General features: G+C 62.0%; 16 protein-coding genes. 14 read left to right on the forward strand and 2 right to left on the reverse strand.

What is annotated here, in order from left to right; genetic code table 11:
* Positions 1 to 194 precede the first annotated feature (194 nt).
* Positions 195 to 1,520: a C4-dicarboxylate transporter DctA gene (locus PAN31117_RS25445; protein ID WP_150740652.1), complete on the reverse strand. Its 1,326-nt coding sequence runs from the start codon at positions 1,518 to 1,520 to the stop codon at positions 195 to 197.
* Between the two features lie 483 nt (positions 1,521 to 2,003).
* Here PAN31117_RS25445 and PAN31117_RS25450 point away from each other — a divergent pair, with 483 nt between their 5' ends.
* The 8 genes from PAN31117_RS25450 (at position 2,004) to PAN31117_RS25485 (ending at position 11,883) form a co-directional block, all read left to right on the forward strand.
* Complete coding sequence (locus PAN31117_RS25450; RefSeq protein ID WP_150740653.1) at positions 2,004 to 2,771, forward strand: SDR family NAD(P)-dependent oxidoreductase; 768 nt, start codon at positions 2,004 to 2,006, stop codon at positions 2,769 to 2,771.
* A 2-nt stretch (positions 2,772 to 2,773) separates the two neighbouring features.
* The gene (gene treF / locus PAN31117_RS25455; protein ID WP_217429730.1) at positions 2,774 to 4,384 is read left to right on the forward strand and encodes an alpha,alpha-trehalase TreF; all 1,611 of its coding nucleotides are present in this window, start codon (positions 2,774 to 2,776) and stop codon (positions 4,382 to 4,384) included.
* A 152-nt stretch (positions 4,385 to 4,536) separates the two neighbouring features.
* Complete coding sequence (locus PAN31117_RS25460) at positions 4,537 to 5,298, forward strand: FadR/GntR family transcriptional regulator (RefSeq protein ID WP_150740654.1); 762 nt, start codon at positions 4,537 to 4,539, stop codon at positions 5,296 to 5,298.
* A 195-nt stretch (positions 5,299 to 5,493) separates the two neighbouring features.
* Positions 5,494 to 6,639 (forward strand): glutamine-hydrolyzing carbamoyl-phosphate synthase small subunit, encoded by a 1,146-nt coding sequence (gene carA, locus PAN31117_RS25465; RefSeq protein WP_150740655.1) that lies wholly within the window; start codon positions 5,494 to 5,496, stop codon positions 6,637 to 6,639.
* Between the two features lie 33 nt (positions 6,640 to 6,672).
* Positions 6,673 to 7,341 carry a leucine efflux protein LeuE gene (gene leuE / locus PAN31117_RS25470; protein WP_150740656.1) on the forward strand — a complete coding sequence of 223 codons (669 nt, stop codon included), beginning with the start codon at positions 6,673 to 6,675 and terminating at the stop codon, positions 7,339 to 7,341.
* Between the two features lie 18 nt (positions 7,342 to 7,359).
* Positions 7,360 to 10,602, forward strand: coding sequence for a carbamoyl-phosphate synthase large subunit (gene carB / locus PAN31117_RS25475; protein WP_150740657.1), 3,243 nt, complete (start codon positions 7,360 to 7,362; stop codon positions 10,600 to 10,602).
* A gap of 305 nt (positions 10,603 to 10,907) precedes the next feature.
* On the forward strand, positions 10,908 to 11,384 hold the full coding sequence (gene greA / locus PAN31117_RS25480) for a transcription elongation factor GreA (protein ID WP_039397144.1): 477 nt from the start codon (positions 10,908 to 10,910) through the stop codon (positions 11,382 to 11,384).
* The gene (locus PAN31117_RS25485; protein ID WP_150740658.1) at positions 11,368 to 11,883 is read left to right on the forward strand and encodes a DUF4149 domain-containing protein; all 516 of its coding nucleotides are present in this window, start codon (positions 11,368 to 11,370) and stop codon (positions 11,881 to 11,883) included. The genes greA and PAN31117_RS25485 overlap by 17 nt, the downstream gene beginning before the upstream one ends.
* 137 nt (positions 11,884 to 12,020) lie before the next feature.
* On the opposite strand, the gene yhbY is transcribed toward PAN31117_RS25485, so the two are convergent.
* Positions 12,021 to 12,521 carry a ribosome assembly RNA-binding protein YhbY gene (yhbY, locus tag PAN31117_RS25490; protein WP_150740659.1) on the reverse strand — a complete coding sequence of 167 codons (501 nt, stop codon included), beginning with the start codon at positions 12,519 to 12,521 and terminating at the stop codon, positions 12,021 to 12,023.
* Positions 12,522 to 12,677: 156 nt separating this feature from the next.
* Here yhbY and PAN31117_RS25495 point away from each other — a divergent pair, with 156 nt between their 5' ends.
* From PAN31117_RS25495 to pstC, 6 genes are all read left to right on the forward strand, one after another.
* Positions 12,678 to 13,328 (forward strand): RlmE family RNA methyltransferase, encoded by a 651-nt coding sequence (locus PAN31117_RS25495; RefSeq protein WP_039397148.1) that lies wholly within the window; start codon positions 12,678 to 12,680, stop codon positions 13,326 to 13,328.
* Between the two features lie 119 nt (positions 13,329 to 13,447).
* A complete protein-coding gene (gene ftsH, locus PAN31117_RS25500; protein WP_150740660.1) occupies positions 13,448 to 15,322 on the forward strand; it encodes an ATP-dependent zinc metalloprotease FtsH in 1,875 nt (624 codons plus the stop codon).
* 377 nt (positions 15,323 to 15,699) lie between these two features.
* A complete protein-coding gene (folP, locus tag PAN31117_RS25505; RefSeq protein ID WP_370855792.1) occupies positions 15,700 to 16,584 on the forward strand; it encodes a dihydropteroate synthase in 885 nt (294 codons plus the stop codon).
* Between the two features lie 124 nt (positions 16,585 to 16,708).
* Positions 16,709 to 18,052, forward strand: coding sequence for a phosphoglucosamine mutase (gene glmM, locus PAN31117_RS25510; protein ID WP_150740661.1), 1,344 nt, complete (start codon positions 16,709 to 16,711; stop codon positions 18,050 to 18,052).
* 453 nt (positions 18,053 to 18,505) lie between these two features.
* Entirely contained in the window at positions 18,506 to 19,540 is a 1,035-nt protein-coding gene (gene pstS / locus PAN31117_RS25515; RefSeq protein WP_150740662.1) for a phosphate ABC transporter substrate-binding protein PstS, read from the forward strand.
* 139 nt (positions 19,541 to 19,679) lie between these two features.
* Positions 19,680 to 20,654 carry a phosphate ABC transporter permease PstC gene (pstC, locus tag PAN31117_RS25520; protein WP_150740663.1) on the forward strand — a complete coding sequence of 325 codons (975 nt, stop codon included), beginning with the start codon at positions 19,680 to 19,682 and terminating at the stop codon, positions 20,652 to 20,654.
* Position 20,655: the final 1 nt, after the last annotated feature.

The raw sequence follows: 20,655 nt of genomic DNA on the forward strand, positions 1-20,655 counted from the left end.
CCAGACGAGGGTCGGCCAGATTTACATAACGGCGCACGAAGTCCGGTGCGTTCGGGTCTTGCGGGACGAGGGCCATGTTGCTATCTACTCCAGATGATGATGCCGACGTCATCGTGCTCGCGTCGGCAGAAATTGCTCGGTTGTTCTGAGGGCCGCTGCATCCGCTGCGACCCTTGCATGCTTCACTCAGTGTGTCAGCGTGTCAGCACAGTGTTTGCCGGTGCGCCCTCGATACCGTCTTCAGACACCGCAATCGGCTCGTACGGCAAATCGCCATCGAGCACTTTGTGCGCTCTCGCGAAGTCGACGTCTTTCTCCCATGCGGCCACAACGAGCGTCGCCACGCAGTTGCCCAACAAGTTGGTAATGGCTCGGGCAATGCCCACGAACCAGTCGACCGGCAGAATCAGCACAAGGCCAATCACCGGGATGGCCGGAATGGCCGCCAACGTCGCCGCCAGAATCACAATCGCCGAGCCCGGAATTCCGTGTGCGCCCTTGGACGTCAGCAGCGATACCAACACCACCAGAATCAGGTCGTGCATCGACAACGGTGTATTCGTTGCCTGCGCAATGAAGATGACCGCCAGCGTCAGGTAGATGGAGAAGCCGTCGAGGTTGAACGAGTATCCCGTCGGTACGACCAGACCCACCGTCGATTTCTTGATGCCCATCCATTCGAGCTTGCGCATGATCGCTGGCAACACCGCATCCGACGACGCCGTGCCCAGCACGATCGACAACTCTTCACGGAAGTACTTGATGAACTTGAAGATGTTGAAGCCCGCCAGACGCAACACCCCGCCCAGTACCACCGTCACGAACACGAAGCAGCTCGCATAGAACACCAGCACGAGCAAACCCAGTTGCTTGAGCGACGACGCACCGTACTTGCCGGTGGTGAATGCCACCGCGCCCAGCACGCCCAGCGGCGCGAGCCGGATGATGAACGCCATCACTCGGAAGAAAACATGGCTCAGATCTTCGATGAATCGCGCTACCGGACGGCCCCGCTCGCCTAACGCCGCCAACGCACAGCCAAACATGACGGAGAAGACGAGGATCTGCAGGATGTCGCCCTTGGCAAAGGCGTCGGTAATGGTGTCGGGGATGATCTTCAGCAAGAAGCCCGCCGTGTCTTTCAGGCTCTTGGCATGCTCCGTGTAGGCCGCCATTGAACCGGCGTCCAGACTGCGGATGTCGATGTTCATGCCCGCCCCAGGACGCGTCACCCACGCCAGCACCGCACCAATGACCAGCGCGAAGGTGGTGATGATTTCGAAGTACAAGATGGCCTTGACGCCCACCCGACCCACTTTACGCAAGTCGCCCGCGCTCGCCATGCCGCTCACGACAACGCAGAAGACGATCGGGCCAATCACCATCTTGATCAGCTTCAGAAAGCCATCGCCCAACGGACGCAACGACTCTCCCAACTGCGGAAACCAGATGCCTAACGCCACACCCGCTATCAACGCAATAACGACTCGGCCAAACAACGAACGAAACAGCTTGGGCATGGTTTGTCTCCTCTGCCTGCGCAAATCACTCTCTAGGATTTCGCAATCTCGATTTCAACGGGCTTGAACGGACTGCTCTCGGGGGCTGATTCTCTACCGCTGTACGTCTCACTTCAGGTAATGCGCGACGTCTTCATCCGCCGCCAACACCAGATTTCGTCAGTGTAATTCGACAAGTCATACCGGTCTGACCAGTGGTGTTATGGAGAATATTAGAAAGCCAATATAGTGAGGTCAAGATTTGTCGTTTGAGGGGATTCCCTAGGGCGGAGGCATGCGGCGGCGTTGGCCGGTGCGGGTAGGGGAAATCGTTCGAAATTGCGCGTAAGTCGTTGGTTTTGCTAGATGAATCGAGCGAAATTTGTGTGAACTTCGCTTTCCGGCCTGCGGTCGCACTGGCATCTGGTGCACAGTCCCGGCATCCGTCGCGAGGACGCCGGGCAGTGCGCGCAGGTCTCACTTCTTGCTCATCAGGGAGGCGACATGCGAATGAAGGACACGGTGGTACTCGTCACCGGTAGTGCTCAGGGGATCGGACGCGCCATCGCGATTCGTCTCGCCCAGGAAGGGGCGCGCATCGTGGTGGAAGACCGGCAGGACAACGCGATGGCCGAGCAGACGCTCGACTCGGTTCGCGCCGCCGGTAGCGATGGCTGCGTGATCGCGGGAGACGTCGGGCGCGTGGAGGACGATCGCGCTGTCATCGCGCAGGCCGTCGCCAAAATGGGCCGCCTCGATGTGCTGGTCAACAACGCCGGCGTCGAGCGCCGCGCCCCATTCCTCGACGTGACGGAAGCCGATTACGACCTCGTCATGAACGTCAATCTCAAAGGGGCGTTCTTTCTCACGCAAGCCTTTGTGAAGCACCTGCGCGATACGCAACGCGGCGGACGCATCGTGAACGTCAGCTCGGTGCACGAGGAGTTGCCGTTTCCTCACTTCACGAGCTATTGCGCGAGCAAGGGCGGTATGAAGATGATGATGCGTAATCTCGCCATCGAACTCGCGCCGCTCGGCATCACGGTGAATAATGTCGCGCCCGGTGCCGTCGGCACACCCATCAATCAGCAATTGCTCGCGAACAAGGCCCAGCTCGAAGCGCTGGTCGCGAACATTCCGCTCGGCCGCCTCGCGAATCCCAGCGAAGTGGCGAACGCCGTGCTCTTCCTCGCTTCGCCCGAAGCCAGCTATGTGACGGGTACGACGCTGTTCGTCGACGGCGGCTTGCTCTGGAACTACGCGGAGCAATAACGATGACAGACACTGCACAACGCACGCTTGCGATGGGGGGCATGACGCCGGATGTCGCCCACTGCGCACCGTCGGATATCCTCACGCCGGACGATCGCTATCAGGAGCTTTTCGTCGCCGTACAAACGCAACGCATCTTTGCCGACAGTAAGACGTTCGTGGACTGCGCGCCCTCGCTCGCACCCGAAGAAATTCTCCGCCGCTATCGCGAAGACGCCGACAAACCCGGCTTCGATCTGTCACGCTTTGTGGGGACCTATTTCACGCTGGAGCGCACGCCGCCCAGCGAATATGTGTCCGATCCGGGGCAAGGGATCGTCGAACATATCGACGGTCTCTGGGATGTGCTCACGCGCGTGCCGCAAGCGCATCCCGCCTGCAGCTCGCTGCTCCCGTTGCCGCGCGCGTACGTCGTGCCCGGTGGACGGTTTCACGAGCTCTATTATTGGGACTCCTATTTCACAATGCTCGGCCTCGCCATCAGCGGACGCCAAGATCTGCTCGTGAGCATGGCCGACAATTTTTCATTTCTCATCGATACGTACGGGCACATTCCCAACGGTAACCGTACCTATTACCTGAGCCGCTCGCAGCCGCCCATGTACGGTCTGATGGTGGAGCTGTTCGAATCGCATGGCGTGGCGCGCGCCATCCGGTATCTGCCGCATCTGCGCCGCGAATACGACTACTGGATGGACGGCGAAGCGTCGTTGCGGCCAGGCGAGGCCTACCGGCATCTCGCTCGTCTGCCCGACGGCTCGCTCCTCAACCGCTACTGGGACGAACGCGACACGCCGCGTGAAGAGGGTTACCTGGAAGACGTGACGACCGCACGCGATGCGCCGCAACGTCCCGCCGGTGAGGTGTACCGCGACCTGCGCGCCGGTGCGGCCTCGGGCTGGGACTTCAGCTCCCGCTGGCTAGGCGACGCGAACGACCTTTCGTCAATTCGCACGACATCGATTCTGCCCATCGACCTGAACAGCTTTCTCTTCGCCACTGAGCGGCATATCGCTCGTCTCAGTGAAGCGGTAGGGGATGTCGACGCAGCGCTGGCCTTCGCGAAGCGGGCACAGGCGCGTCAGGACGCGATGACGCGACATTTGTGGTCGGACGCCGAAGGCGCGTTTGTCGACTACGACTGGCAACTCGGGGAGCAACGGCCGCAATTGTCGGCAGCGCTCGCCGCCCCCCTGTTCGTCGGCCTCGCCACGCGCGAGCAGGCGCACCGCTCGGCGCTCGCGATGGCCGAGCGTCTGCTGGCGGCGGGAGGGTTGCGAACGACGCAGACGTCGAGCCTTCAGCAATGGGATCCGCCCAACGGCTGGGCACCGCTCCAGTGGATGGCCATTCACGGCCTGCGCAAGTACAGGGAAAACCGGCTCGCGGGGGACATTGCCCATCGCTGGCTTTCCACCGTCGGCTCGCTCTACGCACGCGAGAGCAAGCTCGTCGAAAAGTACTCTTTGCACACGAGCGACGCTATGAGCGCCAGCGGCGGTGGCGGCGGCGAGTACCCGCTTCAGGATGGCTTCGGCTGGACGAACGGCGTGGTGCGGCGTCTGCTCGGCGATCACCCGGAGCATCACGCGCATCAGGTGAGGGCGGCGTGATCGCATGGTGGGGTGGGGGCGAGTGCAGGGAAGGCGCAAACCGCAAGCCCGTGTGGTCGGGGTTTCCCGGCCGGTGGGGGTATGTTCGCGTGAGGAGAAATTTGGCGTCGTACAATGCGCCATACGCTTACCCACACGCCTTGTGAGGCCCCATGAAGCATTCGGCGCATGCCGTAACCGACGCCGCCGTCGCCACGATCCGCGAGCGCATCGAACGTCAGATCTATCCCGCCGGTGCGATGCTGCCCTCGCAACGTCAACTTGCCGAGGAACTGGCCATCAGCCGCGCTTCGCTGCGCGAAGCGCTTTCCACGCTCGAAGCGCTCGGTATGGTCGCCATCCGCCCCGGCAAGGGCGTCTATGTGAGCGACGCCTCTGCCCGTATCGGCGTCGCATGGCGCTTCGCCGACCAGATTTCGCTCGCCGACACTTATCAACTTCGCTACGCCCTGGAAGGGTTTTCGGCCCGGCTCGCCGCACTCGCGGCCAGCGCGACCGAGATCGACTGGCTCACCGATAACGTCGAGTCGATGAAAGGCGCGCTGATCGAGGGCGACGTCGATACCGCCGCACAACTGGATTTCGCGTTCCATCTTCGCATCGTCGGCCTCGCGGGGAACGCCGCCATCGCCGATATCCTGCGCGGCAGCACGGAAATCGTCATGGAAAGCCAGCGTCTGCCGTTTTATCAGCGAGAACTGGTTCTCTCCACCTATCATGAACATCTGGAGATCCTCGACGCACTGCGACGCCGCGACGGCGCAACCGCAGGCGCTTCGATGGAGCGCCATATCGTGCTGGCGGCCCAGCGGGCCGGTATTCACTTCCCTATCCCCTCTGCGTATCCGTCTGCCGACGGGGTCACCTCTCGGGAGTCCGCAGAGCGTACTGGTGCATCACACGTTCAGCTTTGAGAAGATCCGGATTTGCGCTATACTTTGAAGGTTTTAGTCATTTAACCCTCACCCTAGCGCCTACCCGCCCGACATCTCGTCCGCCGCCCGAGCATCCGCTGTGCGCATATTCCGCGCAATTCCGGTGCCCGCGCTGATGTCATCGCTAGCGGACGGTGAGGCTGGCAGCAGGGGTGAACCCTCCAGGAGTTTCCCGTGCTGCCGTCATTCTCACCCGCCATTCTCGCGCTCGCTGACGGCACGGTCTTTCGTGGGTACGCCATCGGCGCTGCCGGTCACACCATCGGTGAAGTGGTCTTCAATACGGCCATTACCGGCTATCAGGAAATCCTCACCGACCCCAGCTATGCGCGCCAGATCGTCACGCTGACGTATCCGCACATCGGCAACACGGGCGTCAACGGTGAAGACGTCGAAGCCACGAAAGTCCATGCCGCCGGCCTGATCATCAAGGATCTGCCGATCCTCGACTCGAATTTCCGCGCCAACAAGACGCTGTCGCAGTACCTGAAGGACGAAGGCGTGGTCGCCATCGCCGGTATCGACACGCGACGCCTGACCCGTATCCTGCGCGACAAGGGCGCTCAGAACGGCTGCATCCTCGCTGGCGAAGAAGCCGACGAAGCCAAGGCCATCGCCCTCGCACAATCGTTCCCCGGTCTCGCCGGTATGGACCTCGCCAAAGTCGTCTCCACCACTGAGCAGTACTCGTGGACGGAAACGGAATGGACGCTCGAGGAAGGCTACGGCGAGCAGAAGAATCCGAAGTTCCACGTGGTCGCCCTCGACTACGGCGTGAAGCGCAACATCCTGCGCATGCTCGCCCAGCGCGGCTGCAAGGTCACGGTGCTGCCGGCCCAAAGCTCGGCCGACGACGTGTTCGCCCTGAACCCGGATGGCGTGTTCCTCTCGAACGGCCCCGGCGACCCGGAACCGTGCGACTACGCCATCGCGGCGACAAAGACGTTCCTGGAACGCCGCTTCCCGACCTTCGGCATCTGCCTTGGCCACCAGATCATGGGGCTGGCCGTCGGCGCAAAAACGCTCAAGATGAAGACCGGTCACCACGGTGCCAACCACCCGGTGAAGGATCTCGATACGGGCCGTGTCGTCATCACGTCGCAAAACCACGGTTTCGCAGTGGACGCGAACAGCCTGCCGGCCAACGCGCGCGTCACGCACGTGTCGCTGTTCGACGGCACGCTGCAAGGCTTCGAGCTGACAGACCGCCCTGCATTCTGCTTCCAGGGTCACCCGGAAGCGTCGCCGGGCCCGCACGACATCGGCTACCTGTTCGACCGCTTCGTGCAGTCGATGGCCGACGCCAGGCAGCCCGCGTAAGCGACATAAGCAAGAGATAGGGAAACTCGCACCATGCTCGGAAACTCGATCGGCATCCTCAACCTCTGGACGTATCTGGCCGGGGTCGTGGTCGTCATTCTGCTGCCTGGGCCGAACTCGCTCTACGTGTTGGCCGTGGCCGCACAGCGTGGGGTTCGCCAGGGGTATGCGGCCGCTTGCGGCGTGTTTCTGGGCGACACGGTACTCATGACGCTGGCAGCCGCCGGTGTAGCGTCGCTGCTGCACACGCAACCGGCACTGTTCTTCGTGGTGAAGTACCTCGGCGCGGCGTATCTCTGCTGGATGGGCCTGAACATGCTGCGCGGGGCAATCGCCAACGCGCGGGCGGCACGGGCCAAATCGACCCAGGCAGTTGTCGCACCGAAGCAGGTCGACGCCGATCACCCGTTCAAGCGTGCGCTGTTCATCAGCCTGCTGAACCCGAAAGCGATCCTGTTCTGCGTGTCGTTTTTCATCCAGTTTGTCGATCCGGGCTACGCCTACCCGGCCGTGTCGTTTGCGGTGCTGGGCGTCATCGTACAGACCTGCAGTTTCCTGTATCTGAGCACGCTGATCCTGGCCGGTTACCGCCTGGCCGAGCACTTCCGGCAACGTCGCCGGTTGAGCGCCGGGGCAACCGGCGGCGTGGGCGCGTTGTTCGTCGGCTTCGGTGTGAAGCTCGCGACCGCGACGCTGAGTTAAATTTTTGTTGAGAACGTTATGCCAAAGCGCACAGACATCAAGAGCATCCTCATCATCGGCGCCGGCCCGATCATCATCGGTCAGGCATGCGAGTTCGATTATTCCGGCGCACAGGCCTGCAAGGCACTGCGTGAGGAAGGCTACAAGGTCATCCTGATCAACAGCAACCCTGCCACGATCATGACCGACCCGGACACGGCCGATGTCACCTACATCGAACCGATCACCTGGGAAGTCGTCGAACGCATCATCGCCAAGGAACGCCCGGATGCCATTCTACCGACGATGGGCGGCCAGACCGCGCTGAACTGCGCGCTCGACCTGCATCGTCACGGCGTGCTCGACAAGTACAAGGTGGAACTGATCGGCGCATCGCCGGAAGCCATCGACAAGGCCGAGGACCGTCAGAAGTTCAAGGATGCGATGACCAAGATCGGTCTCGGTTCGGCCAAGTCGGGCATCGCCCACTCGATGGAAGAAGCCCTCGCCGTGCAGGCGCAGATCATGGCCGAGATCGGCGGCAGCGGCTATCCGATGGTGATCCGTCCGTCGTTCACGCTCGGCGGCTCGGGCGGCGGTATCGCGTACAACCGCGAAGAGTTCGAAGAGATCTGCAAGCGCGGTCTCGACCTCTCGCCCACGCGCGAACTGCTCATCGAAGAGTCGCTGCTCGGCTGGAAGGAATTCGAGATGGAAGTCGTGCGCGACCGCGCCGACAACTGCATCATCGTCTGCTCGATCGAAAACCTCGACCCGATGGGCGTGCACACCGGTGACTCGATCACGGTGGCACCCGCACAGACGCTGACCGACAAGGAATACCAGTTGCTGCGTAACGCATCGCTCGCCGTGCTGCGCGAGATCGGTGTGGAGACGGGCGGCTCGAACGTCCAGTTCTCGATCAACCCGAAGGACGGCCGCATGGTCGTCATCGAAATGAACCCGCGCGTGTCGCGTTCGTCGGCGCTGGCCTCGAAGGCCACCGGCTTCCCGATCGCCAAGGTCGCCGCGAAGCTGGCCGTCGGCTACACGCTCGACGAGCTGCGCAACGAAATCACCGGCGGCGCGACACCGGCTTCGTTTGAGCCGACCATCGACTACGTCGTCATCAAGGTGCCGCGTTTCGCCTTCGAGAAGTTCCGCGAAGCCGACGCCCGCCTGACCACGCAGATGAAGTCGGTCGGTGAAGTGATGGCCATGGGCCGCACGTTCCAGGAGTCGTTCCAGAAGGCCATGCGCGGTCTGGAAGTCGGTGTGGACGGTCTGGACGAAAAGTCGACCGACCGCGACGAGATCGTGGCCGAAATCGGCGAGCCGGGCCCGGACCGTATCTGGTACGTGGGCGATGCGTTCCGTCTGGGCATGAGCCTCGAAGAGGTGTACGCCGAGACCGCTATCGACCCGTGGTTCCTCGCCCAACTCGAAGCCATCGTCAAGAAGGAAAAGGCGCTGTCGGGCCGTACGCTGGCAAGCCTGACGACCGAAGAACTGCGTTTCCTGAAGCAAAGCGGCTTCTCGGATCGCCGTCTGGCCAAGCTGCTGGGCACCGATCAGACCGCCGTGCGCAAAGCCCGTATCGCGCAGAAGGTGCGCCCGGTCTACAAGCGCGTGGACACTTGCGCTGCCGAATTCTCGACCAACACCGCTTATATGTACTCGACCTATGAGGAAGAGTGCGAAGCACAGCCGACCGACAAGAAGAAGATCATGGTGCTCGGCGGCGGCCCGAACCGTATCGGTCAGGGTATCGAGTTCGACTACTGCTGCGTGCACGCCGCGCTCGCCATGCGCGAAGACGGCTACGAGACCATCATGGTCAACTGCAACCCGGAAACGGTGTCGACGGACTATGACACGTCGGATCGTCTGTACTTCGAGCCGGTGACGCTGGAAGACGTGCTGGAAATCGTCGACCTCGAAAAGCCGGTCGGCGTGATCGTGCAGTATGGCGGTCAAACCCCGCTCAAGCTTGCGCTGGATCTCGAAGCGAACGGCGTGCCCATCATCGGAACGAGCCCGGACATGATCGACGCCGCCGAAGACCGCGAGCGTTTCCAGAAGCTGCTGCACAAGCTCGGCCTGCGTCAGCCGCCGAACCGTACGGCCCGCGCGGAAGACGAAGCGCTCAAGCTGGCTGCCGAGATCGGGTACCCGCTGGTGGTACGCCCGTCGTATGTGCTGGGTGGTCGTGCGATGGAGATCGTCCACGAGCCGCGTGACCTCGAACGTTACATGCGCGAAGCCGTCAAGGTGAGCCACGACAGCCCGGTGCTGCTCGACCGCTTCCTGGACGACGCCATCGAGTGCGACGTCGATTGCATCTCGGATGGCAAGGACGTCTACATCGGCGGAGTGATGGAGCACATCGAACAGGCGGGCGTCCACTCGGGCGACTCGGCTTGCTCGCTGCCCCCGTACTCGCTGTCGGCCGAGACGATTGCCGAACTCAAGCGTCAGACGGCTGAAATGGCCAAGGCGCTGAACGTGGTCGGCCTGATGAACGTGCAGTTCGCGATTCAGCAGGGCAACGGCGTCGATACGATTTACGTGCTGGAAGTGAACCCGCGCGCTTCGCGTACGGTGCCGTACGTCTCGAAGGCCACGGGCCGTCAACTGGCCAAGATCGCCGCACGTGCAATGGCCGGTCAGTCGCTCACGTCGCAAGGCATCACGAGCGAAATCGTGCCGCCGTATTACAGCGTCAAGGAAGCGGTGTTCCCGTTCGTGAAGTTCCCGGGCGTCGACCCGGTGCTGGGACCGGAAATGCGCTCGACGGGTGAAGTGATGGGCGTGGGTCGCACGTTCGGCGAAGCGCTCTTCAAGTCGCAACTGGCGGCTGGCTCGCGTCTGCCGGCTTCGGGCACGGTGCTGCTGACGGTGAAGGACGCCGACAAGCCGCGCGCGGTCGAAGTGGCGCGTATGCTGCACTCGCTGGGCTATCCGATCGTCGCCACGCGTGGCACGGCGGCGGCCATCGAAGCGGCCGGGATTCCGGTGCGCGTGGTCAACAAGGTGAAGGACGGTCGTCCGCACATTGTCGACATGATCAAGAACGGCGAGATCGCGCTGGTGTTCACCACGGTGGACGAAACCCGCACGGCGATTGCCGATTCGCGCTCGATCCGTATGTCGGCGCAAGCGCACAAGGTCACGTATTACACGACGATCTCGGGTGCCCGCGCGGCGGTGGAAGGCCTGAAGTATCTGCAAAACCTTGAGGTCTATGACCTCCAGGGCCTGCACGCGCAACTGCCGGCCTGAGTGCCTGACAGGTGATGCGGGTGTGCCCGGGGCGGTCGACTTAACGATCTGAGTCGGCAGCGTCGGGCGAAGCCGCAAAACAATGGCGCGTTCGTTGGGGAACTGATCTCCGCCGGACGCGCCAAATGGTTTAGATGTGCTCGCAGTGTGGCCACACGCCGCGCGACCGGTCCTCCGGTTGGCAGCGTCGGCAACTCTGCTACACTAATGCAACATAGGTGTCACAGCCGCGGTCGAGCGGCGTTCGCAAAAAGTGCGAATGCGGCTTCGCTGCGGCAATTTTTTTGTCTTTCGGAACAACGCGCATGAGTACCATTCCTCTGACCAAGCGGGGCGCTGAACTGCTCAAGGAAGAGCTGCACCGCCTGAAGACCGTCGAACGTCCGCACGTGATCACGGCGATTGCTGAAGCCCGTGCGCAGGGCGATCTGTCGGAAAACGCTGAATACGACGCTGCCAAAGAAAAGCAGGGCTTCATCGAAGGGCGTATCGCCGATCTCGAATCGAAGCTCTCGGCAGCACAGATCATCGATCCGTCGGTGCTGGACGCCGAAGGTCGCGTGGTCTTCGCCGCTACCGTCGAACTTGAAGACCTCGAGAGCGGCGGCACGGTGCTGTATCAGATCGTCGGCGACGACGAAGCTGACCTGGAGCACGGCAAGATTTCGGTGAGCTCCCCGATTGCCCGTGCATTGATCGGTAAGTACGCAGGCGATGTGGCCGAAGTGCAGGCCCCGAGCGGCGTGCGCGAGTACGAGATCATCGATGTCCGCTACGTCTGATGTGACGTTTGCCAGCGGTGCGCCGCGGCTGGAACGACTGTTCCGCCTGATCGCCACCGTCTGGTGCGGCAGCCAGTGGGCGATCGGCTATATCGTCGCGCCGACGCTGTTCGCCGTGCTGGAATCGCGCATGGTGGCCGGAACGGTTGCCGGTCGACTGTTTCACACGCAAGCCTGGCTCAGTCTGGTGTGTGGCGTGTTGCTGGTCTGGTTGGCCACCGCGCTGATTGCGCGCACGGCCGATGCACAGGCAGCGCGCAGCTATCGTGGCCTTCGCTGGTTCGCAGTGGCGATGATGGTGTGTGTGCTGATCAGCTCGTTCGGCCTGCAGCCGTTGATGGCCGATCTGCGCGCGCAGGCAGAAGCGTCGGGCGTTGAAATTAGCCAATCGGCCTATGCCTCGCGCTTTGGCATGCTTCACGGCATTTCGAGCGGCCTTTATCTGTTGCAAAGCTTGCTGGCGATCGCGCTGATCTGGCGGCAGCCGGTGCGCGGCTAATTGCCGCAGGCGGGGTGAGACGGAAAACGTCTTCAGTCCTGCACAATGGTTTCATGCATAAAAAACGCGCCCGACGATGTCAGGGCGCGTTCTTTTGAGGGCTGGCGGAAGTTGCAGTGTCCGCCGCCATCGGGGACTTAGTCGTTGCGCTGGCGCTTGACGCTGGTCTGGCGCTTCTTGGCGCGTTTGACGATACCACCGGCAGTCATGCGTTCGTTGCCAGCAACCGTCACTTTCTTGACGGTCGGGCGACGCCCCGCATTGGTGCTGGACTTGACGACGGTCACGGTGCGCGGTGCGCGACCCTTGACCGTGGCGCCGGTGCCACCGGACTTGCCGCGAACCGGCATGGGCGTTTCGTCCGGCGTCGGGCGGTACAGAACGAGCAGCTTGCCGATGTGTTGCACCGGCGCTGCACCCAACTGGTCGCAGATGGATTCGTAAATGGCCACGCGGGTGTCGCGTTCGTCACCAAACACACGTACCTTGATCAGTTCGTGGGCTTTCAGTGCGCCGTCGATTTCCTTGAGCACCGCAGGCGTCAAGCCATCGGCGCCGATCAGAACGACGGGATTCAGCGCGTGAGCGGCAGAGCGCATGTCGGCGCGTTGCGCCGGGGTCAGGGTCAAAGCGGGCATAAAAGACAGAAGACAGACGAGACAAACGAGTAGGGATGCGCCCGCGAATCGTGGCCTGAACACCGTTAGCGGCCGATGACGGCTACTGGCGGGCTAAAAGATTTTGGGCGCGCAAGGGCGTATTATCCTGCAAATTCGCAGTGTTTTTGAAGAAATATGGCAAAAAACCGTTTCAACCACGCTTGGTTGCACGATCACATCAACGATCCCTACGTCAAAATGGCGCAGCGCGAGGGCTACCGTGCCCGTGCCGCCTACAAACTCAAGGAAATCGACGAGCAGGACCGGCTGATCAAGCCGGGCCAGGTCATCGTCGACCTCGGCTCGACGCCGGGCAGCTGGAGTCAGTACGCCCGTAACAAGCTGGCGGGTGGCAAGCGCGTCGAGGGCGGCATCGATGGGACGATCATCGCGCTCGACATCCTGCCGATGGAGCCGATCGCCGACGTCCACTTCCTGCAGGGCGACTTCCGCGAGGACAGCGTGCTTGAGCAGCTCGAAGAAATCGTCGCCGGACGCAAAGTCGACCTTGTAGTTTCCGATATGGCCCCCAACTTGTCGGGTGTGGCGTCGGCCGATGCAGCGCGGATCGAGCACTTGTGCGATCTGGCGCTGGATTTTGCACAGCGACACCTGAAACCGGAAGGGGCGTTACTGGTCAAATGTTTTCACGGCAGCGGCTATAGCCAGATTGTCGAAAAATTCAAACACCAGTTCAAAACCGTGGCGCCGCGCAAGCCAAAGGCGTCGCGAGACAAATCTTCCGAAACGTTCATTCTGGGTCGGGGTTTGAAAAATCCGGCTTGATGCCCGTCAAAACAGCGCACTGGCGCTATGGTGGCGGTAGAGAATCACTATAGCGGTGCGCCTGCGAGTGGATTAGAATGAATTCCTGGCGCGAAGCGATTTCATGAAGGAGCAACGCTTTGAACAATAATATGTTTTCCAAAGCGGCGGTGTGGTTAGTCATCGCGCTGGTCTTGTTTACTGTTTTTAAACAGTTCGACAAGCCGCACGTCCAGGAGGGCGTGACGTACTCCCAGTTCATGGACGATGCCAAGAATGGCAAGATCAAGAACGTGGTGGTGCAAGGCCGCAGCCTTCAGGTGACGCCTAGCGACGGCCAGAAGTACACCATCGTGTCGCCCGGCGACATCTGGATGGTCGGCGATCTCATGAAGTACGGCGTTCAGGTCTCGGGTAAGGCCGACGACGAACCGAACGTGCTCATGTCCGCGCTGTACTACCTCGGACCCACGTTGCTGATCATCGGCTTCTGGTTCTACATGATGCGACAGATGCAGGGCGGGGGTAAGGGCGGTGCCTTTTCCTTCGGCAAATCCCGCGCGCGCCTCATCGACGAGAATGCCAATCCGGTCACCTTTGCCGACGTCGCAGGCTGCGACGAAGCCAAGTACGAAGTCGGCGAACTGGTCGACTTCCTGAAAGATCCCCAAAAGTTCCAGAAACTGGGCGGCCGTATTCCGCGCGGCGTGCTGCTGGTCGGCCCGCCGGGAACCGGTAAGACGCTGCTGGCTCGCGCCATCGCCGGTGAAGCCAAGGTGCCGTTCTTCAGCATCTCGGGCTCGGACTTCGTGGAAATGTTCGTCGGCGTGGGCGCTGCCCGTGTCCGTGACATGTTCGAAAATGCGAAGAAGCAGTCGCCCTGTATCGTGTTTATCGACGAAATCGACGCGGTTGGTCGCCATCGCGGCGCCGGCATGGGCGGCGGTAACGACGAACGCGAACAGACGCTGAACCAGATGCTGGTCGAGATGGACGGTTTCGAAGCGAATTCGGGCGTGATCGTGATTGCTGCGACGAACCGTTCGGACGTGCTGGACAAGGCGCTGCTGCGTCCGGGCCGTTTCGACCGTCAGGTCTACGTCGGCCTGCCGGATATCCGTGGCCGCGAGCAGATTCTGAAGGTGCACCTGCGCAAGGTGCCGATCGCGAACGACGTCGACGCATCGGTGATCGCCCGCGGTACGCCGGGTATGTCGGGTGCCGATCTGGCCAACCTCGTGAACGAAGCCGCACTGTTCGCCGCGCGCCGTAACAAACGCATCGTCGAGATGCTGGACTTCGAAGACGCGAAGGACAAGATATTCATGGGTCCGGAGCGCAAGTCGGCGGTGATGCGCGACGAGGAGCGCCGTGCCACGGCATACCACGAGTCGGGTCACGCTGTGGTCGCCATGCTGCTGCCGGGCGCCGATCCGGTGCACAAGGTCACGATCATTCCGCGTGGCTGGGCGCTGGGTCTGACGATGCAGTTGCCGGAGCACGACAAGTATTCGGAATACCGCGACACTATGCTCACGCAGATCGCCATTCTGTTCGGCGGCCGTGCAGCTGAAGAAGTGTTCATCAACAAGATGTCGACGGGTGCTTCGAACGACTTCGAGCGTGCGACTAAACTGGCGCGCGACATGGTGACCCGTTACGGTATGTCGGACGCCCTGGGCCCGATGGTCTATGTCGATACCGAGCAGGATTCGATGTTCGGCCGGATGTCCGCCAAGTCGGTGTCTGAAGCGACGCAACAGAAGGTCGACATGGAAGTTCGCCGCATTCTGGACGAGCAATACGCGCTGGCGAAGAAGCTGCTGGAGGACAACCGCTCGAAGGTCGAGGCGATGACCGAAGCCCTGATGGAATGGGAAACGATCGACGGCGAGCAGATTGGCGACATCATGGAAGACCGTCCGCCGCGTCCGCCGAAGGGTGGTCAGTCGAATGGCGGTGCTTCGGGTGGCAACCCACCGCTCAAGCCCAGCAACACCCCGGCGACCGTCTGACGGACGCCCCGACAGTCGAAGGACTGTCTCCCAGAAAGGCCGGCACTTCGCCGGCCTTTTTGCATCTATGAGGCGAAAACCGCAACCGTCGGGCGACGAGCAACGCCCTAGGCAGCATTTATCGGGCGTTTCACGCCCGTGGATTTCGTTGTTACCGAGTGTTTCCGTCGTCGATGTGACAGTTGAATCCGGTAACATTACGGCCATATGGCGCGTCCGGTACACCGGGCGCACCGGCCCGACCCGCACCTCAGTAGTACGGGCCGCGATATGGGTTTTATTGAGCTACGAGCTTCCGAATGTCCACCGAGCAGTCGCAATCCCTTTCTTCGTCCGCGCAGGCAGCGCACGCGGACGTTCCTGACACCCAAGGTGTCATGGACGACATCGTCCTTCCGGCGGGCGCGTCCGACGCGCCTGTCAAGCCGGACACGCTGGCGTTGGGCCCGCGCTTCCGGCTCGACGCGCGCCGCGTTCACGTCATGGGCATCCTGAACGTGACGCCCGACTCGTTCTCCGACGGCGGCAAGTTCGTCGCGCGCGATGCCGCACTGCGCCACGCGGAGCAACTGATCGCCGACGGCGTCGACATTCTCGACATCGGTGGCGAATCCACCCGTCCAGGCGCTGAAGCGTTGCCGGAAGACGCGGAGCTTGAACGCGTCGTGCCTATCGTCGAAGCGTTGCGCGATTGTGGCGTGCCGCTGTCCATCGACACCTACAAGCCCGGCGTGATGCGCGCGGTCCTGGCCGCCGGGGCGGACATGATCAACGATATCTGGGGCTTCCAGCAGCCGGGCGCGGTCGAAGCCGTGCGCGACAGCGAGGCGGCCCTGTGCATCATGCACATGCTGCACGACCCGAAGACCATGCAGGACGCCCCGATCTATACGGACGTAGTGACCGAGGTCGCGGCCTTCCTCGACGGTCGTGTCGATGCCATGCTCGCCGCCGGTGTTGCGCCGACGCGTCTCTACTTGGATCCGGGATTCGGTTTTGGCAAGAATCTCGCCCATAATCTCGCCTTGCTCAAACATTTGCGCGTGCTGTCGCGCGACGGATTGCCTTTGCTCGTCGGCATGTCGCGCAAGCGGATGCTGGGTGAAATTACGGGTCGTCAGACACCGCAGGAACGCCGCGTGGCGAGCGTTGCGGCGGCGATCTGCGCAGCGCAACGGGGCGCTGCGATCGTGCGCGTACACGACGTCGCCGAGACGGTCGATGCGCTCAAGGTCTGGCAAGCCGTGCGCGATGCCGAGTGAGTGTGCAAACCGGCGCAAGTCGGTGCAAACCGCATAAGCAGCAAGAAGGCTGATACAAATAACGAATGACGCGCACGCCTGAACAGTCAACCGGCGCGACGCGTCTACTGGGAACGATGCAACGATGAAACGACGCTATTTTGGGACCGATGGGATTCGCGGCACGGTGGGTGAGAGCCCGATTACGCCGGAATTTGTGCTCCGCCTAGGCTATGCCGCCGGACGCGTCCTCGCCGGCAATCAATCCTCCGGCCGCCCGACGGTATTGATCGGCAAGGACACCCGTGTCTCGGGCTACATGCTGGAAGCTGCGCTCGAAGCGGGCTTTGCCGCCGCAGGCGTCGACACCATGCTGGCCGGGCCGATGCCCACACCGGCCGTCGCTTATCTCACGCGTGCGCTGCGTCTGGCTGCCGGCGTGGTGATCAGCGCATCGCACAATCCGTATCACGACAACGGCATCAAGTTCTTCTCCGCAGATGGCAACAAGCTGCCGGATCAGACCGAACTCGCCATCGAGGCCGAACTCGATAACCCGATGAACTGCGTGCGCTCCGAGCAGCTCGGCAAGGCACGCCGTCTGGATGACGCCGCGGGCCGCTACATCGAGTTCTGCAAGAGCACGTTCCCGAACGACTTCGACCTGCGCTGCATGAAGATCGTGGTCGACTGCGCCAATGGGGCGGCGTATCACATCGCCCCGCATGTGTTCCACGAACTGGGCGCGGAGGTCATTGCCATCGGCAATCAGCCGAACGGCTTCAACATCAACGAAGACTGCGGTGCGACCGCCCCGGATGCGCTCATGCGCGCCGTGCGGGCCAACCACGCCGATCTCGGTGTCGCGCTCGACGGTGACGCGGACCGTCTTCAGATCGTCGACAGTGCAGGGCGTCTCTTCAACGGTGACGAACTGTTGTATCTGCTCGTCAAGGACAGACTGGACAACGGCGGCGTGGCCGGTGCGGTCGGCACGCTGATGACCAATATGGCGGTCGAAGTGGCACTCAAGGGACTTGGTGTGCCGTTCGTGCGCGCGAAGGTGGGTGATCGCTACGTGCTGGAGCAGTTGTACAAGCACGGCTGGCAGATCGGCGCAGAGGGTTCAGGACACATTCTGTGCCTCGACAAGCACACCACGGGCGACGGCATCGTTTCGGCGCTTCAGGTGTTGGCCGCGATTCGCCGCGCGGACAACAAGCCGCTGGCCAAGTTGCTCGAAGGCGTGCGTCTGTTCCCGCAGCACATGATCAACGTGCGTACGCCGGCTGGTTACGACTGGCAGGCCGATGGTAGCCTGAGCGCCGAGCGCGAGGCCATCGAGGCAAAGCTGGGTGATGCGGGACGTGTGCTTATCCGCGCCTCAGGCACCGAGCCGGTGCTGCGCGTGATGGTCGAAGCGCGCGACGAGTCGCAGGCGACCGGCTTCGCCCAGCAATTGGCGAACGTCGTCAAAGCAGCCGCGTAATTTCTGCATTTGCCCTCCGGCGACGCCCTCTGCGGCGTCGCCAGCCTTCCTGAAGTTCCCCGCGCGAACGCACTGCGCACCTCCTCGGATTCTCGCAGCAGGCCCTGCTTCCCATCATGGCAATCTGGGCGGTCGACGTTCACATTTGTGACAACTGCCTGAGATTCGTCAGATTGTTTCCGACACTGATCTGTCATTGTCACGGCACCGACACAGGCCGAAAATGAGCGCTTCCGTCGCCCTGATCTTCATTGGGAATCCTCCGAAACCCGCGCCAATCCACGATCCTCGCAAAAATATCACGAATACCGGAATCCGCATGCAATATGACGATTCCGAGGCGACTCCGTGACATTGGTATTGTGAGCTTTCGAAAATGACATATTACTGTCACATTCGGAATCTATTCTTCGAGCCATCCACACGCTGTACCACACCAACTCGGAGAGATCCATGAAGCTGATGAAGACTGCGATTGCCGGCCTGGCTGGCGTTCTGTTCGCCGCTGGCGCGATTGCGGGCGAGATTACGGGCGCAGGCAGCACGTTCGCCGCACCGATCTACACCAAGTGGGCTGACGCCTATCAGAAGTCGACCCAGAACAAGGTCAACTACCAAGGCATCGGTTCGTCGGGCGGCATCAAGCAGATTCAGGCCAAGACCGTCGATTTCGCCGGTTCGGACGCCCCTCTGACCGATGAAGAACTCGCCAAGCAAGGCCTGTTCCAGTTCCCGACGGTTGTCGGCGGCATCGTGCCGGTGATCAACGTTCCGGGCGTGAAGCCGGGCGAACTCGTCCTGTCGGGCGAAGTGCTGGGCGACATCTACCTGGGCAAGATCAAGAAGTGGAACGATCCGGCCATCGCCAAGCTGAACCCGAAGGCCAAGCTGCCGGATACCGACATCGCCGTGGTTCGCCGCGCCGACGGTTCGGGCACCAGCTTCGTGTTCACGAACTACCTGTCGAAGGTCAACGCCGAGTGGAAGAGCAAGGTCGGCGAAGGCACCACGGTCAACTGGCCGACGGGTACGGGCGGCAAGGGTAACGACGGCGTCGCTGCCTTCGTGCAACGTCTGCCGGGCGCGATCGGCTACGTGGAATCGGCCTACGCCAAGCAGAACAAGCTGACGTACACGGCGCTGACGAATGCCGACGGCAAGACGGTCGAGCCGACCGCCAAGACGTTCGCCGCTGCCGCTGGCAAGGCCGAATGGTCGAAGACGTTCTACCAGATCCTGACGAACGAAAAGGGTGCGGATTCGTGGCCGATCGTGGCTGCTACGTTCGTGCTGGTTCACCAGAAGGCTGACGCTGGCAAGGAAGCACAAAGCGCCGACGTGCTGAAGTTCTTCGACTGGTCGTTCAAGAACGGCGCCCAGACGGCTCAGGAACTCGACTACATCTCGCTGCCGGAAGACGTCCTGAAGCAAATCCGTGCTGGCTGGAAGGCGAAGGTTGCCGAGTCGGCCTCCAAGGCTGGCGTCTAAAACGCTTTGCATGAGGCACCGGGCGATGCAACGTAGCGTTGCCCGGCACCTCGAAACCGGCAATATCCGCGCCGCCTGTTCCGAAGCCCGAATCGATATCTGGCAACGGCTGGCGGCGCGCTCACGCTGAGACGACATCATGGCAGAAGCCACCAGCCCCCTCGCATCATCGGGCGCGCAGCGCGCTCCGTCTTCCCTGGGCGACTTTCTCTTCGCGCTGCTCACCCGCGCCGCCGCCCTCGTCACGCTGCTCCTGCTCGGTGGCATCATCGTGTCGCTGATCGTCAGCGCACTGCCGTCGATCGAGAAGTTTGGCTTCGCCTTTCTGTGGACGAAGGAATGGGATCCTCCCGCAGAACAATTCGGTGCGCTCGTGCCCATCTACGGCACGATCATCACGTCGGTCATCGCCCTGATTATTGCGGTGCCGGTCAGCTTCGGCATTGCCCTGTTTTTGACTGAACTCTCCCCCGTGTGGCTGCGTCGCCCGCTGGGCACCGCCATCGAGCTGCTGGCTGCGATCCCGAGTATCGTCTACGGGATGTGGGGCCTGCTGGTCTTCGCCCCGATCTTCAGCCAGTACTTCCAGAAGCCGCTGGGCGCGCTGCTCGGCGGTGTGCCGATCATTGGCGCGCTGTTCCAGGGCCCGCCGCTCGGTATCGGTATTCTGCCCGCCGGCGTGATCCTCGCGATCATGATCATTCCGTACATCGCCTCGGTCATGCGCGACGTGTTCGAAGTCACGCCCGTGCTGCTCAAGGAATCGGCTTACGGCATCGGTTGCACGACCTGGGAAGTGATGTGGCGCGTGGTGCTGCCCTTCACGAAGACCGGTGTGATCGGTGGCGTGATGCTGGGTCTTGGCCGTGCGCTCGGCGAGACGATGGCGGTCACGTTCGTGATCGGCAACACGAACCTGCTCGACAACATTTCGCTGTTCTCGCCGGGTAACAGCATTACTTCGGCGCTCGCCAACGAGTTCGCCGAAGCCGGCCCGGGTCTGCATACGTCCGCGCTGATGGAACTCGGTCTGATCCTGTTCTTCATCACCTTTGTGGTGCTGGCGCTGTCCAAGCTGATGCTGCTGCGCCTCGAGAAAGGCGAAGGTAAATAAT

It is taken from the genome of Pandoraea anapnoica (assembly GCF_902459765.1).
In the GTDB taxonomy this organism is placed as follows: Bacteria; Pseudomonadota; Gammaproteobacteria; order Burkholderiales; family Burkholderiaceae; genus Pandoraea; species Pandoraea anapnoica.

Excerpts from the sequence above, each read along its gene's own strand:
- PAN31117_RS25445 (WP_150740652.1), bottom strand. The coding sequence starts at position 1,520 with ATGCCCAAGCTGTTTCGTTCGTTGTTTGGCCGAGTCGTTATTGCGTTG.
- PAN31117_RS25450 (WP_150740653.1), top strand. The coding sequence starts at position 2,004 with ATGCGAATGAAGGACACGGTGGTACTCGTCACCGGTAGTGCTCAGGGG.
- treF (WP_217429730.1), top strand. The coding sequence starts at position 2,774 with ATGACAGACACTGCACAACGCACGCTTGCGATGGGGGGCATGACGCCG.
- PAN31117_RS25460 (WP_150740654.1), top strand. The coding sequence starts at position 4,537 with ATGAAGCATTCGGCGCATGCCGTAACCGACGCCGCCGTCGCCACGATC.
- leuE (WP_150740656.1), top strand. The coding sequence starts at position 6,673 with ATGCTCGGAAACTCGATCGGCATCCTCAACCTCTGGACGTATCTGGCC.
- carB (WP_150740657.1), top strand. The coding sequence starts at position 7,360 with ATGCCAAAGCGCACAGACATCAAGAGCATCCTCATCATCGGCGCCGGC.
- greA (WP_039397144.1), top strand. The coding sequence starts at position 10,908 with ATGAGTACCATTCCTCTGACCAAGCGGGGCGCTGAACTGCTCAAGGAA.
- PAN31117_RS25485 (WP_150740658.1), top strand. The coding sequence starts at position 11,368 with ATGTCCGCTACGTCTGATGTGACGTTTGCCAGCGGTGCGCCGCGGCTG.
- yhbY (WP_150740659.1), bottom strand. The coding sequence starts at position 12,521 with ATGCCCGCTTTGACCCTGACCCCGGCGCAACGCGCCGACATGCGCTCT.
- PAN31117_RS25495 (WP_039397148.1), top strand. The coding sequence starts at position 12,678 with ATGGCAAAAAACCGTTTCAACCACGCTTGGTTGCACGATCACATCAAC.
- folP (WP_370855792.1), top strand. The coding sequence starts at position 15,700 with ATGGACGACATCGTCCTTCCGGCGGGCGCGTCCGACGCGCCTGTCAAG.
- glmM (WP_150740661.1), top strand. The coding sequence starts at position 16,709 with ATGAAACGACGCTATTTTGGGACCGATGGGATTCGCGGCACGGTGGGT.
- pstS (WP_150740662.1), top strand. The coding sequence starts at position 18,506 with ATGAAGCTGATGAAGACTGCGATTGCCGGCCTGGCTGGCGTTCTGTTC.
- pstC (WP_150740663.1), top strand. The coding sequence starts at position 19,680 with ATGGCAGAAGCCACCAGCCCCCTCGCATCATCGGGCGCGCAGCGCGCT.